This window comes from Pimelobacter simplex (assembly GCF_900114845.1).
GTDB lineage: Bacteria > Actinomycetota > Actinomycetes > Propionibacteriales > Nocardioidaceae > Nocardioides > Nocardioides simplex.
In genome coordinates, this window is record NZ_FOUK01000004.1 from 136,790 (window position 1) to 148,794 (window position 12,005).

Here is a 12,005-nt window from a genome sequence, read left to right on the forward strand (position 1 = left end):
AGAGGGACCATGAGCGAGACCACCAAGCCCGTCATCGTCTACGGCGCGTCCGGCTACACCGGCCGGCTGATCTGCGAGTACCTGCGCGAGTTCGGCGTCCCGTTCGTCGCCGCCGGCCGCTCCGCCGACAAGCTCAAGGCCTCGATGGAGGCCAACGTGCCCGGCATCGAGACCGCCGACTACGACATCGTCGAGGTCGGCCACGACGTCGACGCGCTCACCGAGCTGTTCCGCGGCGCCTCGGTCGTCTGCAACACCGTCGGCCCGTTCAGCAAGTACGGCCCCGAGGTCGTCGAGGCGTGCCTCGCCGCCGGCACCCACTACCTCGACACCACCGGCGAGCAGGACTGGCTCATCACCTGCGACGAGAAGTGGGGCGCCGACTTCGCCGCGGCCGGCCTGCTGCTCTCGCCGGGCATCGCGCAGATGTACACGACCGGTGAGATCGCCGCCGAGCTCTGCCTCGAGAAGCCGGGCCTCGACAGCCTCGACATCGCCGTGTTCTGGGGCGGTTCGCCGACGATCGCGTCCACGCAGACGATCCTCGTCAACGCGGCGACGTCGCGCGCGCACTTCCTGCAGCAGAACCAGTACGTCGAGTTCGACCCCACGCAGGGGCTGGTCCCGCTCGTCGTCCCGGGTCAGCACGAGCTCGCGCTCTCGCTGCCGTGGGGCGGCACCTCGCACCCGGTCTGGTACCGCAAGGACCCACGGGTCGCGAACTGCAAGGCGCAGGGCGGCGTCTTCAACGCGGCCCTCATGCACGGCGTCCCGCAGATCGTCGCGGGCGCGCTCGAGGCGACCAAGGACATGTCCGAGGCCGAGCGCGACGAGGCGCTCACCGCGACCGCGGCCCAGGTGATGAACCAGATGCCGCCGCGCGAGAACCCGCGGCTCAACAAGTCGCTCGACTCGGTGCACGCCTCCGGTCCGCTCGGCCGCGCGCACTGCGTCATCCACGGCAACCAGAACTACAAGCAGACCGGGCTCCTGCAGGCCTACGCGGCCTACTCGCTCCTGCAGCAGCCGCCGCTGCGCGTGGGCTTCGCGTCGGGCTGCAAGGCGTTCGGGCACCGCGAGCTGCTCGGCCAGCTGCGCGCGTTCGGGCTCGTCGCCGAGCCGGTCCTGACGGTCGAGGGCTGAGGAGGAGACGCCGGTGCGACTGGTCGACTACCTGGACAAGGGAGCGTCGCTGGGGGGCGACGCGCCCTGCCTGGTCTGCGACGGGCGGACGTGGACCTACGACGAGGTCCGCGACCTCGCCGGACAGGTCGCGTCCGCCCTCGTGGGACGCGGGGTCGCGCCCGGTGAGAAGGTCGCGATCCTCGCGTCCAACGACCCGGTCGCGTTCACCTGCGTCTTCGGGATCAGCCGCGCCGGCGCGGTCTGGTGCCCCATCAACCCGCGCAACGAGGCCGCCGAGAACCGCGACCTGCTGGCGCTCTTCGAGTGCACGACGCTGGTCTTCCAGTCGTCGTACGCCGGGCTGGTGGACCAGATCCGCGGCGACCTCCCCGGGGTGCGCACCTACGTGTGCCTCGACGGGTCGTTCCCCTGGGCGCTCGGGTGGGACGACTTCCTCGCGTTCGGGGGCGAGGAGGTCGACCACCCGGCGGACGACGACCTGGCGATGATCGTCGGCACCGGCGGCACCACCGGGCGGCCCAAGGGCGTGATGCTCACCGGCACCAACATCGAGACGATGACGGCGCTCACGCTGATGAGCTACCCGTGGCCGGAGCGGCCCGCGCGGCCGACGTACCTCGCGCTGGCGCCGCTGACCCACGCGGCCGGCGTGCTGTGCTTCCCGGTGCTCGCGTCGGGCGGCTCGGTGGTCATCATGCGGACGCCCGACGTCGGCGCCTTCCTCGAGCTGGTCGCGGCCGAGCGGGTGACCCACACGTTCCTGCCGCCGACGCTGATCTACATGGTGCTCGACCACCCGGCGCTGGAGACGACGGACCTCTCGTCCCTGCAGTGCTTCTGGTACGGCGCCGCTCCCATGTCGTCGCGCCGCCTCGAGGAGGCGCTCACCCGGATCGGCCCGGTGATGGCGCAGCTCTTCGGCCAGACCGAGGCGCCGATGATGATCTCGACCATGTCCCCGCGCGACCACTTCCGCCCCGACGGATCGGTCGCCCACGAACGGCTGTCATCAGCGGGGCGGCCCGCACCGCTGGTGACGGTCTCCATCATGGATGACGACGGGCGGCTGCTGCCCGACGGCGAGCGCGGCGAGATCGTGGTCCGCAGCTCGCTCGTGATGCGCGGCTACTACAAGAACCCGGAGGCGACGGCCGAGGCGTCGGCGCACGGCTGGCACCACACCGGCGACATCGGGTACCTCAGTGCCGAGCCGGGCGACGAGGGCTTCCTGCACATCGTCGACCGGGCCAAGGACATGGTGATCACCGGCGGCTTCAACGTCTACTCGACCGAGGTCGAGCAGGCCCTGATGGCGCACCCCGCGGTCGCCGACTGCGCCGTGATCGGGCTGCCCGACGAGAAGTGGGGCGAGCGGCTGACCGCCGTCCTGCAGCTGCGCCCGGGGCAGTCGGTGACGCCCGAGGAGGTGCAGGCGTTCGTCAAGGAGCGGATCGGCAGCGTCAAGACGCCCAAGCAGGTCGAGGTCTGGGACGACCTGCCGCGCTCGAAGGTCGGGAAGGTGCTGAAGACCGAGATCAAGCAGGTGCTGGGCGCGAGCTGACCGGCAGCCCCAGGCGCAGGTGCTCGCCGTGGTAGATCGCCTGGTCGAGCAGCGCCGAGACGTGGTCGTCGTAGAGCTCGTAGACGATGCTGCGCCCCTCGCGGTTGCCGGTGACGAGCCCGAGGTTGCGCAGCACCCGCAGCTGCTGGGAGACCGCGGGCTGCTCCATGCCGATCGCCTCGACGAGCTCGGAGACCGTGGCCGGGCCGCGCCGGAGCCGGTCGAGGATGAGCAGCCGGCTCGGCGTGGCCAGCGCCTGGAGGGTCGCGGCGAGCGACTTCGCGGCGGCGGCGTCGAGCGGACGCGGCTCGCTGCGGTCCTCGGCATGTCCCACGGGGGCATCGTAGTCGGCCCGCCGGGACCGGGGCGTCCTGCTCGCATATTTGCATGCACATATGTGCATGTCTCTATATTGGGGTCCATGAAGGCGCGGTGGGGTCACGGGCACGGCCATGGGCACGGTCACGGGCACGGTCACGGGCACGGGCATGCGGGGCTGGCCGACGCGGCGGAGAGCAGCAGCGTCGGCATCCGGGCGGCCTGGATCGGCCTGGCCGGGATGATGGCGACCGCGGCGGCGCAGGTGGTGATCGTCGCGATCTCCGGGTCGGCGGCGCTGCTGGCCGACACCGTGCACAACCTCGGGCACGCGGCGACCACGATCCCGCTGATCATCGCGTTCCGGATCGGCCGGCGGCCGAGCAGCCGGCGCTACCCCTACGGACTGCGCCGCGCGGAGGACCTGGTCGGCCTGCTCATCGGGCTCATCGTCGCGCTGTCGGCGGTGTGGATCATCGTCGACTCGTTCGACGCCCTGCTGCACCCGCGTCGCATCGAGCACCTGGGCTGGGTGTTCGCGGCCGGCGTGGTGGGCTTCCTCGGCAACGAGCTGGTCGCGGTGCACCGCATCCGGGCCGGGCGCCGGATCGGCTCGGCGGCGCTGGTCGCCGAGGGCCAGCACGCCCGCGCCGACGGGCTCAGCTCGATCGCCGTCGTGGCCGGCGTCGTCGGCGTCTGGTGCGGGATCGCCCGCGCCGACGCGGTCGTCGGGCTGCTGGTGGGCCTGATGATCCTCACCGTCCTGGTCACCACCATGCGCTCCGTCGTCCGGCGCCTCATGGACGGCGTCGAGGACGACGTCCTCACCCGGCTGACCACGGCCGCCGGCACCGTCGCCGGGGTCGCGGGCGTGGACCGGGTCCGCGCCCGCTGGACCGGGCACCGGATCGAGGGCGACGTCGTCGTCCGGGTGGCGCCGGACCTGACGGTGGCCGCCGCCCACGACCTCACCGAGGAGGTAGAGCGGGCGCTGGTGCGGGCGATCCCGAACCTGGAGACGACCGTGGTCCACGTGCGTCCGCTCGCGACGCCCTGACCCGCGGCGCCATCGGCTGCAGCTCGACGAGCTGTCGACGGACCTGCGCCGCGACCCGGATCGTCCAGTGGGTCGCCCGGGCCTGGGGAGGCACCACCTCGGCGATCGCCGCGTGGACCCGCAGCAGCGAGCCGATCCGCGCGGGTCCCAGCCGCGGGCTCTCGACCGCGAGCAGCGTGCTCGGCTGCGCGAGCCCGAGCGCCACCGCGAGGGTCACGTCGTCGAGCAGCCGCGCGCTCTCGCCCAGCCGCCACATCTGCAGCCGCGGCGGCAGCGGGCCGAGGAGCTCCGCCGTGCGCCGCGCCTCCTCGCGCAGCTGGTGCCCGGTTCGCATCGCCGCCCCCTCCGGTCAGCCCTGCTGGTCGTGGTGGTCGCGGACGAGACGCACGCGCGCGACCCCCAGGTCGAGCAGCACGGTGACGAGCAGGACGCCGAGAGCGGTGACGAGAATCGGAAACACGCCAGGTGGACACCGAGGGCCGGCGGGTGCTTACGCGGGTCCGTCCGCACCGGGCAGCACCATCAGGACGACGGGCACGTCGGGCGGCGCCCACGGTGCGCTCACCCGCGCCGCCTCGGTCCAGCCGACGGCGCGGTAGAGCCCGTGCGCGGCCGCGTGCAACGGCAGCACCTCGAGGCACGGCCGCCGACCGGCCCGCCGCACGTCGGCGACGACGGTGTCGAGCAGCATCCGGCCGACCCCGTGGCCGCGCGCGGCCGCGCCGACGAACAGCGTGCTCACCCAGCCCAGGTCGGCGACGGAGCAGCCGTGCGCCTCGGCGCAGTGCCGGTCCCGCTCGCCGGCGTCGTCCGGTGCGGTCCAGCAGACATGACCCACCGGACGGCCGCCGAGCTCGGCCGTCCACGCCGCGCGGGCGTCGTCCGCGTGGAGGAACTGCTCGACCGGGACCGGCAGCGGGTTCCGGTACGGGTAGCGGGTCTCGGGCTGCTGGGCAAAGAGGACGTCGGCGAGCGCCGGCAGGTCAGCAGCACGGCGGGGGCGGATCCGGGGCGAGCCGAGGTCCTGCATGGGCCGATGCTCCCACGAGGCGGGTGGCGAGCGCCGCGGCGGCGCACCGCACGGCGCAGGCCGCCGCTCCCCGCACGACGTCGCGCGGGCTCATGCGCCGGCCCCCTTGCCGCGCAGCAGCACGCCCGTGGCGAGCGCGCCGACGCCGGCCACGACGGCCGCGCCGACGAACGCCGCCGAGTAGCCGTCGGTGAGAGCCACCGGGTCGCCGAGCCGGCCGGCTCCGTGGGCGGCGGCGAGCGCTGTCATCACGGCGAGGCCGAGGGCCGAGCCGATCTGGTAGCTGGTGTTGACGATGCCGGAGGCGAGGCCGCCCTCCTCGGGCGGCGCGGCCGAGATCGCGGTGCCGAGCGTGGGGATGAAGGCGAGCGACATGCCGAGCGCGGCGACCAGCGAGGCCGGGAGCACGTCGGCGGCATAGCTGCCGTCGGGCCGGATGAGCGCGAGCCAGCCCATGCCCACCGCGAGGAGCGCGAGACCGGTGACGGTCGCGGCCCGCACGCCGACGACGGCGAGCACCCGGGGGGCGAGCACGACCATGCCGACCATGATCAGCAGCGTCATCGGCAGCAGCGCGGCGCCGCTGGGGAAGGCGCTGAGCCCGAGCACCTGCTGGAGGTAGAGGTTCAGGAAGAACCACATCGGGATCCACGCGGCACCGAGCAGCAGCTGGCCGAGGTTGGCGGCGGCGAGGTCGGGCGCGCGGAAGATGCCGAGGCGCAGCAGCGGCTCGCGGCCACGGGCCTGCTGGGCGACGAAGCCGGCGAGCAGGACGACGCCCGCGCCGAGGACCCACCAGGTGCGGGCCGCGCCCCAGCCCACCTCGGGCGCCTGGACGACGGCGTACACGAGTGCGGCGAGGCCGGCGGTCACGGTGACGGCGCCGACGAGGTCGACGCGGCGCGAGCCCGGGAAGCGGCCGGCCGGCATCGAGGCCGGCACCAGGGCCAGGATCAGCACGGCGATGGGCAGGTTGATGGCGAAGACCCACGGCCAGCTGAGGTACTCGGTGATGACACCGCCGAGGAAGACGCCGGCAGTGCCGCCGGCGGGCGCGGCCGCGCCGTACAGCGCGAGTGCCTTGGTGAGCTCGCGCGGGCTGTTGCCGAACAGCATCATCAGCAGGGTCAGCGCGGCAGGCGCGATGAGCGCCGCACCCGCGCCCTGGATCGCGCGGCCCGCGAGCTCGACCTCGGCGTTGCCGGCGACCGCCGCGACGAGCGAGCCGGCGGCGAGGACGACCCAGCCGGCGGCGAAGACGGTGCGGGCCCCGAGGACGTCGGAGATCTTGCCGCCGAGCAGCAGCAGACCGCCGAAGGCGACGACGTACGCGTTGAACACCCACGACAGGTTCTCGGGCGTGAAGCCGAGATCGCGCTGCATCTCCGGCAGCGCGACGCCGATGATCGAGGTGTCCATGATGACCATGAACTGGGCCGCGGCGATGACCGCGAGCCCGAGCCAGCGACGGTCCGTCGCCGGCGCGGTGATGACTGACATCCGAGTTCTCCTTCTCGATGACTTGACTTCATACCCTAGGGGGGTATGGTTCCTTTCAAGATCGGGACGTTAGCACGGAATACCGCAGGGGGGTATCCTCGACGTGAGAGGTCGAACCACCCCAGCAACGAAGGGCACAGGCATGGCACACAGCGACGCCGGCACGGAGAACCAGCACAGCTACATCGCGAACCGGACCAAGGACGACTACCTCAAGCGGCTGCGCCGCATCGAGGGCCAGGCGCGCGGTCTGCAGCGGATGGTCGAGGAGGAGAAGTACTGCATCGACATCCTCACGCAGGTCTCCGCCATGACGAAGGCACTCCAGTCCGTCGCGCTGGGTCTGCTCGACGAGCACATGGCCCACTGCGTGGTCAACGCCGCCAAGGAAGGCGGTGAGGAGGCCGACATCAAGCTCAAGGAGGCCTCCGACGCCATCGCCCGCCTGGTCCGCTCCTGACCTGACCCACCGATCGCCCCACCCACCCCTACCGAGAGGACCTCTCCGATGAGCACCACCCAGACCTTCACCGTCACCGGCATGACCTGCGGCCACTGCGTCTCGTCCGTCACCGAGGAGGTGCAGGAGATCGCCGGCGTCGAGAACGTCGCCGTCGACCTGCCCACCGGTGCGGTCACCATCGTCAGCGCGGCCCCCCTCGACGAGTCCGCCGTGAAGGCCGCCGTCGAGGAGGCCGGCTACCAGCTCGCATGAGCACCCCGACCCGACTCGCCGGCTTCGCCGCGATCGCCGCGGCCGTGTTCGGCATCGCCCTCCTCGCCGGCCGGGCCATCGGCCCGGTCGACGCGGAGCCGGCGGGCCACGACACCCACGCCGCCGACACGACCGCGGGTCCCTCGGAGCAGCAGGCCACCGGGACGGCAGAAGAGATCCCAGGAGGACTCATGACGTCGCAGAACGGCTACACCCTCACCCTCGCCGACGACCGCGCGCCCGCCGGGCGCGACGTCCCGGTGCGGTTCACCATCACCGGTCCCGACGGCGCCCCCGTGACGTCGTACGACGAGCAGCACGAGAAGCAGCTGCACCTGATCGCCGTCCGGCGTGACTTCAGCGGCTTCCAGCACGTGCACCCGACGCTCGCCGACGGCGTCTGGAGCACCGACCTCGACCTGACCCCCGGCAGCTGGCGGGTGTTCGCCGACTTCAAGGCCACCGGGGCCGACGCGCTTACCCTCGGCGGCGACCTCAGCGTCGCCGGCGACTACGCACCCGTCGCGCCGGCCGGGGACAACCGCACCGCCACGGTCGACGGCTACCAGGTGACCCTCGACGGCGACCTGTCCGCCGGCGCGGACGCGAAGCTCACGCTGAGCGTCGCCAAGGACGGCGCGCCGGTCACCGACCTGCAGCCGTACCTCGGCGCCTACGGCCACCTGGTCGCGCTGCGCAGCGGCGACCTCGCCTACCTCCACGTCCACCCGGACGGCGAGCCCGGCGACGGCACGACGGAGCCCGGCCCCGACGTGGTCTTCCACACCCCGGTCCCGAGCGCCGGGACCTACCACCTCTACCTCGACTTCCAGCACGACGGCGTCGTCCGCACCGCGGCCTTCACCGTCACCGCCGGCGGCACGAGCACGAGCCAGCCCCAGGAGCACGGAGAGAGCAGTGGACACGCACACTGACCCCACCCAGCAGCAGGTCGAGCTCGCCCTCACCGGGATGACCTGCGCCTCGTGCGCCAACCGGATCGAGCGCAAGCTCAACAAGCTCGACGGCGTCACCGCGACGGTCAACTACGCGACCGAGAAGGCGAAGGTCTCCTACGCCGAGGGCGTCACCGCCGACGCGCTGGTCGCGGCGGTCGAGGCGGCCGGCTACGGTGCCGCGCTGCCGAAGCCGCCGGCCTCCGAGGGCGGTGCCGAGGGCGCGGGCGGCGACGACGCCGACCCGATCGCGCCGCTGCGCAACCGCCTGCTGATCTCGGCAGTGCTCTCGGTGCCGGTGATCGCGATGGCGATGGTGCCGGCGCTCCAGTTCGACAACTGGCAGTGGCTCTCGCTGACGCTGGCCGCGCCGGTCGTCGTGTGGGGGGCCTGGCCGTTCCACAAGGCGGCCTGGACCAACCTGCGCCACGGCACCTCGACCATGGACACGCTGATCTCGCTCGGCACGCTCGCCGCGCTGGGCTGGTCGCTCTACGCGCTGTTCTGGGGCACCGCCGGCACCACCGGGATGAAGCACCCGTTCGAGCTCACCATCGAGCGCAGCGACGGCAGCGGCAACATCTACCTCGAGGCCGCGGCGGGCGTCACGACGTTCATCCTGGCCGGGCGCTACTTCGAGCAGCGCTCGAAGCGGCGGGCGGGGGCGGCGCTCAAGGCGCTGCTCGAGCTGGGCGCCAAGGAGGTCGCGGTGCTCGGGCCCGACGGCGTCACCGAGACCAGGATCCCGGTGGCGGACCTGGAGGTCGACGACCTGTTCGTCGTCCGGCCGGGCGAGAAGATCGCGACCGACGGCGTGGTCGAGCGCGGCACCTCGGCGGTCGACGCCTCGATGCTCACCGGCGAGTCCGTGCCGGTCGAGGTCGGCGCGGGCGACGCCGTCGTCGGCGCGACCGTCAACGCGGGCGGCCGGCTCGTCGTCCGGGCCACCCGGGTCGGCGGCGACACCCAGCTCGCCCAGATGGCGCGGCTGGTCGAGGACGCCCAGAACGGCAAGGCCCAGGTCCAGCGCCTGGCCGACCGGATCTCCGGCATCTTCGTGCCGATCGTCATCGTGCTCGCGACCGGCACCCTCGGCTTCTGGCTCGGGACGGGCAACGGCCTGGCGGCGGCGTTCACGGCCGCGGTCGCCGTCCTCATCATCGCCTGCCCCTGCGCGCTGGGCCTGGCCACGCCGACCGCCCTCATGGTCGGCACCGGCCGCGGCGCCCAGCTCGGCATCCTGATCAAGGGGCCCGAGGTGCTGGAGTCGACCCGCGCGGTCGACACCGTCGTCCTCGACAAGACCGGCACGGTCACCACCGGCCGGATGACGCTGCGCGACGTGATCGCCGGCGAGGGCGAGTCGGCCGACGACGTGCTGCGCTACGCCGGCGCGCTCGAGGACGCCTCCGAGCACCCCATCGCCCGCGCCATCGCCGACGCGGCGCGCGAGGCCGGGCCGCTGCCCGCGGTCGAGGACTTCGCCAACGTCGAGGGACTCGGTGTCCAGGGCGTCCTGGTCGAGGGCGACGTGTCGCACGCCGTCCTCGTGGGCCGGCCCCGGCTGCTCGAGGAGTGGTCGCAGCACCTCTCCCCCGCGCTCACCGAGGCCCTCGAGGAGGCCCAGCGCACCGGCGGCACCGCCGTCGCGGTGGGCTGGGACGGCCAGGCCCGTGGCGTCGTCGTGGTCGCCGACGCCATCAAGCCGACCTCGGCCACCGCCATCGCCCAGCTGCGCGAGCTCGGCCTGCGCCCGGTCCTGCTCACCGGCGACAACGCCGTCGTGGCCCGGACCGTCGCGGCCGAGGTCGGCATCGCCGAGGACGACGTCATCGCCGACGTCCTGCCGGCCGACAAGGTCGACGTGGTCAAGCGGCTCCAGGGCGAGGGCAAGGTCGTCGCGATGGTCGGGGACGGCGTCAACGACGCCGCCGCGCTCGCCCAGGCCGACCTCGGCCTGGCCATGGGCACCGGCACCGACGTGGCGATCGAGGCGAGCGACCTGACGCTCGTCCGGGGCGACCTGCAGGTCGCGGTCGACGCGATCCGGCTCTCCCGCCGGACGCTCGCCACCATCAAGGGCAACCTGTTCTGGGCCTTCGCCTACAACGTGGCGGCCCTGCCCCTGGCCGCCGCCGGCCTGCTCAACCCGATGCTGGCGGGCGCCGCGATGGCGTTCTCGTCGGTGTTCGTGGTGTCGAACAGCCTGCGGCTGCGGAGGTTCCGGGCCACCGCCGGCTGAGCGGCCGCTGCTCCCGCCGCCCCCGCTGCATCCGCGGCGGGGGCGGCGGAGGCGTCAGGCGCGGATGCCGGCGAGGTAGAGCGCGATGCACTCCTCCTCGAGCCGCTCGAGCGGGTAGACCTCCGAGGGCTCGTACCAGCGCACGGTCAGCCACAGCCCGTCCCGGATCAGCCGGAAGGCGACCCGCACGTCGAGCCCCGCGCGCACCGAGCCGTCGGCCATCCCGTCGCGCAGGCTGGCCAGCCAGGACTCCTGCAGGCCGTTGGTGATCTCGCGCAGCCGCGGCGGCGTCCCGGCCTCGCGCAGGAGGGCCGCGTCGCGCTCGTAGATCTGGGTCGCGTGCGGGTGGCGGTGCATCACGCGCAGCGAGGCGCGGATCAGGCCGACCACGCGGTCGGCCCCGGTCGCGGCGGCGGCCACCTCGACGTCGTACGCCGTCGCGAGCTCGTCGACGTAGGCCGCCACGATCTCGCCGGCGATCTCCTCCTTGGCCGCGAACTGGTGGTAGAGGCTGCCGGACTTGAGGTCCGCGGCGCTCGCGATGTCGCGCACCGAGGTCGCGGCGACGCCGTGCTCGGCGAACAGCGGGGCGGCCGCGTCGAGGATCTGGCGGCGCCGCGCGGAGACCGGGCGCGCGCTCATGGGTGCAGCGTAGCGATCGCACCGCTCCTCGGCGGAAGCCCGGTCCCGGCGTTGATCGAGACCGTAGCGATCGCTACGGTAGAGGAATGAGACCGCACCCCCTGGCCCTGGTCACCGGTGCCGCCGGTGACGTCGGCGCGGCGACCGCCGCCCGGCTGCACGCCGACGGCTGGCGGGTCCTGCTGGCGGACGTCGACCTGGCGGCCGCCCGGCAGCGGGCCGACGAGCTGGGTGAGCACGCCGAGGCCGTGCACGTCGACCTGGCCGACGACGACTCCGTGCGCGCGCTGGCCGCGCACACCGCCGCACAGAGCCCGGCCGCGCTCGTCTCGTGCGCGGGGGTGGCTGCGGTCGGGCGGTTCGTCGACAGCACGCCGGCCACCTGGGAGCTGCTGCACCGGGTCAACCTGCACGGGCCGATGCTGCTGACCCAGGCGCTGCTGCCGGCGCTCGCGGGCGCCGCGCACCCGCGGATCGTCTACGTCGCCTCGGACAGCGCCCGGGCGGGCGCCGCCCACGAGGCGGCGTACGCCGCGAGCAAGGCGGGGCTGCTCGGGCTCGCCAAGTCGCTGGCCCGGGAGCACGCGCGCGACGGCATCACCGTCAACGTGGTGTGCCCCGGACCCGTCCACGGCCGGATGGTCGACGAGCTGATGGCGGACAAGCAGGCCATGCTGGACAAGCTCGTCGCCGCGATCCCGAGCCGCCGCCTCGCCGAGCCCGACGACGTCGCCGCGGCGATCGCCTGGCTCAGCAGCCCCGACGCCGCCTACGTGACCGGCCAGACGCTCAGCGTCAGCGGCGGCCTGACGATGCACTGACCCCCCGAGAAGCAGCC

At 73.4% G+C, this 12,005-nt stretch carries 13 protein-coding genes; 8 read left to right on the plus strand and 5 right to left on the minus strand.

Annotated features, from left to right (window positions below; translation table 11 throughout):
* The first annotated feature begins 9 nt into the window (after positions 1-9).
* Entirely contained in the window at positions 10-1,143 is a 1,134-nt protein-coding gene (locus tag BM223_RS17440) for a DUF5938 domain-containing protein (RefSeq protein WP_038682769.1), read from the plus strand.
* 13 nt (positions 1,144-1,156) lie between these two features.
* Complete coding sequence (locus tag BM223_RS17445; protein ID WP_038682771.1) at positions 1,157-2,707, plus strand: acyl-CoA synthetase; 1,551 nt, start codon at positions 1,157-1,159, stop codon at positions 2,705-2,707.
* Here BM223_RS17445 and BM223_RS17450 read toward each other — a convergent pair.
* Positions 2,682-3,041 carry an ArsR/SmtB family transcription factor gene (locus tag BM223_RS17450; protein ID WP_038682773.1) on the minus strand — a complete coding sequence of 120 codons (360 nt, stop codon included), beginning with the start codon at positions 3,039-3,041 and terminating at the stop codon, positions 2,682-2,684. The genes BM223_RS17445 and BM223_RS17450 overlap by 26 nt on opposite strands.
* An 87-nt stretch (positions 3,042-3,128) precedes the next feature.
* Between BM223_RS17450 and BM223_RS17455 the strand changes: the two genes are divergently transcribed.
* Positions 3,129-4,082, plus strand: coding sequence for a cation diffusion facilitator family transporter (locus BM223_RS17455; protein ID WP_038682775.1), 954 nt, complete (start codon positions 3,129-3,131; stop codon positions 4,080-4,082).
* On the opposite strand, the gene BM223_RS28495 is transcribed toward BM223_RS17455, so the two are convergent.
* The 3 genes from BM223_RS28495 to BM223_RS17465 form a co-directional block, all read right to left on the minus strand.
* Positions 3,994-4,416 (minus strand): hypothetical protein, encoded by a 423-nt coding sequence (locus BM223_RS28495; RefSeq protein ID WP_141267438.1) that lies wholly within the window; start codon positions 4,414-4,416, stop codon positions 3,994-3,996. The genes BM223_RS17455 and BM223_RS28495 overlap by 89 nt on opposite strands.
* 156 nt (positions 4,417-4,572) lie before the next feature.
* Positions 4,573-5,112: a GNAT family N-acetyltransferase gene (locus BM223_RS17460; RefSeq protein WP_052139171.1), complete on the minus strand. Its 540-nt coding sequence runs from the start codon at positions 5,110-5,112 to the stop codon at positions 4,573-4,575.
* Positions 5,113-5,202: 90 nt separating this feature from the next.
* Positions 5,203-6,612: an MFS transporter gene (locus tag BM223_RS17465; RefSeq protein ID WP_038682777.1), complete on the minus strand. Its 1,410-nt coding sequence runs from the start codon at positions 6,610-6,612 to the stop codon at positions 5,203-5,205.
* 142 nt (positions 6,613-6,754) lie between these two features.
* On the opposite strand from BM223_RS17465, the gene BM223_RS17470 reads away from it, so the two are divergent.
* Genes BM223_RS17470 through BM223_RS17485 form a run of 4 tightly spaced genes read left to right on the plus strand, consistent with a single transcriptional unit; the run spans position 6,755 to position 10,525 of the window.
* Positions 6,755-7,072 carry a metal-sensitive transcriptional regulator gene (locus BM223_RS17470; protein WP_038682779.1) on the plus strand — a complete coding sequence of 106 codons (318 nt, stop codon included), beginning with the start codon at positions 6,755-6,757 and terminating at the stop codon, positions 7,070-7,072.
* Between the two features lie 48 nt (positions 7,073-7,120).
* Positions 7,121-7,327 carry a heavy-metal-associated domain-containing protein gene (locus tag BM223_RS17475; protein WP_038682780.1) on the plus strand — a complete coding sequence of 69 codons (207 nt, stop codon included), beginning with the start codon at positions 7,121-7,123 and terminating at the stop codon, positions 7,325-7,327.
* Positions 7,324-8,262: a hypothetical protein gene (locus tag BM223_RS17480; protein WP_038682783.1), complete on the plus strand. Its 939-nt coding sequence runs from the start codon at positions 7,324-7,326 to the stop codon at positions 8,260-8,262. Before BM223_RS17475 ends, BM223_RS17480 begins: the two co-directional genes overlap by 4 nt.
* 37 nt (positions 8,263-8,299) lie before the next feature.
* Positions 8,300-10,525, plus strand: a complete 2,226-nt coding sequence (locus BM223_RS17485) for a heavy metal translocating P-type ATPase (protein ID WP_141267446.1) — start codon at positions 8,300-8,302, stop codon at positions 10,523-10,525.
* A gap of 54 nt (positions 10,526-10,579) precedes the next feature.
* On the opposite strand, the gene BM223_RS17490 is transcribed toward BM223_RS17485, so the two are convergent.
* A complete protein-coding gene (locus BM223_RS17490) occupies positions 10,580-11,167 on the minus strand; it encodes a TetR/AcrR family transcriptional regulator (RefSeq protein ID WP_038682787.1) in 588 nt (195 codons plus the stop codon).
* A gap of 86 nt (positions 11,168-11,253) precedes the next feature.
* On the opposite strand from BM223_RS17490, the gene BM223_RS17495 reads away from it, so the two are divergent.
* Positions 11,254-11,988 carry an SDR family NAD(P)-dependent oxidoreductase gene (locus BM223_RS17495; RefSeq protein WP_038682789.1) on the plus strand — a complete coding sequence of 245 codons (735 nt, stop codon included), beginning with the start codon at positions 11,254-11,256 and terminating at the stop codon, positions 11,986-11,988.
* The last annotated feature ends 17 nt before the right edge of the window (positions 11,989-12,005 follow it).

What these genes read in the sequence shown, in the direction of transcription:
- BM223_RS17440 (WP_038682769.1), top strand. Translation starts at nt 10, where the DNA reads ATGAGCGAGACCACCAAGCCCGTCATCGTCTACGGCGCGTCCGGCTAC.
- BM223_RS17455 (WP_038682775.1), top strand. Translation starts at nt 3,129, where the DNA reads ATGAAGGCGCGGTGGGGTCACGGGCACGGCCATGGGCACGGTCACGGG.
- BM223_RS28495 (WP_141267438.1), bottom strand. Translation starts at nt 4,416, where the DNA reads ATGCGAACCGGGCACCAGCTGCGCGAGGAGGCGCGGCGCACGGCGGAG.
- BM223_RS17460 (WP_052139171.1), bottom strand. Translation starts at nt 5,112, where the DNA reads ATGCAGGACCTCGGCTCGCCCCGGATCCGCCCCCGCCGTGCTGCTGAC.
- BM223_RS17465 (WP_038682777.1), bottom strand. Translation starts at nt 6,612, where the DNA reads ATGTCAGTCATCACCGCGCCGGCGACGGACCGTCGCTGGCTCGGGCTC.
- BM223_RS17470 (WP_038682779.1), top strand. Translation starts at nt 6,755, where the DNA reads ATGGCACACAGCGACGCCGGCACGGAGAACCAGCACAGCTACATCGCG.
- BM223_RS17475 (WP_038682780.1), top strand. Translation starts at nt 7,121, where the DNA reads ATGAGCACCACCCAGACCTTCACCGTCACCGGCATGACCTGCGGCCAC.
- BM223_RS17480 (WP_038682783.1), top strand. Translation starts at nt 7,324, where the DNA reads ATGAGCACCCCGACCCGACTCGCCGGCTTCGCCGCGATCGCCGCGGCC.
- BM223_RS17485 (WP_141267446.1), top strand. Translation starts at nt 8,300, where the DNA reads ATGACCTGCGCCTCGTGCGCCAACCGGATCGAGCGCAAGCTCAACAAG.
- BM223_RS17490 (WP_038682787.1), bottom strand. Translation starts at nt 11,167, where the DNA reads ATGAGCGCGCGCCCGGTCTCCGCGCGGCGCCGCCAGATCCTCGACGCG.
- BM223_RS17495 (WP_038682789.1), top strand. Translation starts at nt 11,254, where the DNA reads ATGAGACCGCACCCCCTGGCCCTGGTCACCGGTGCCGCCGGTGACGTC.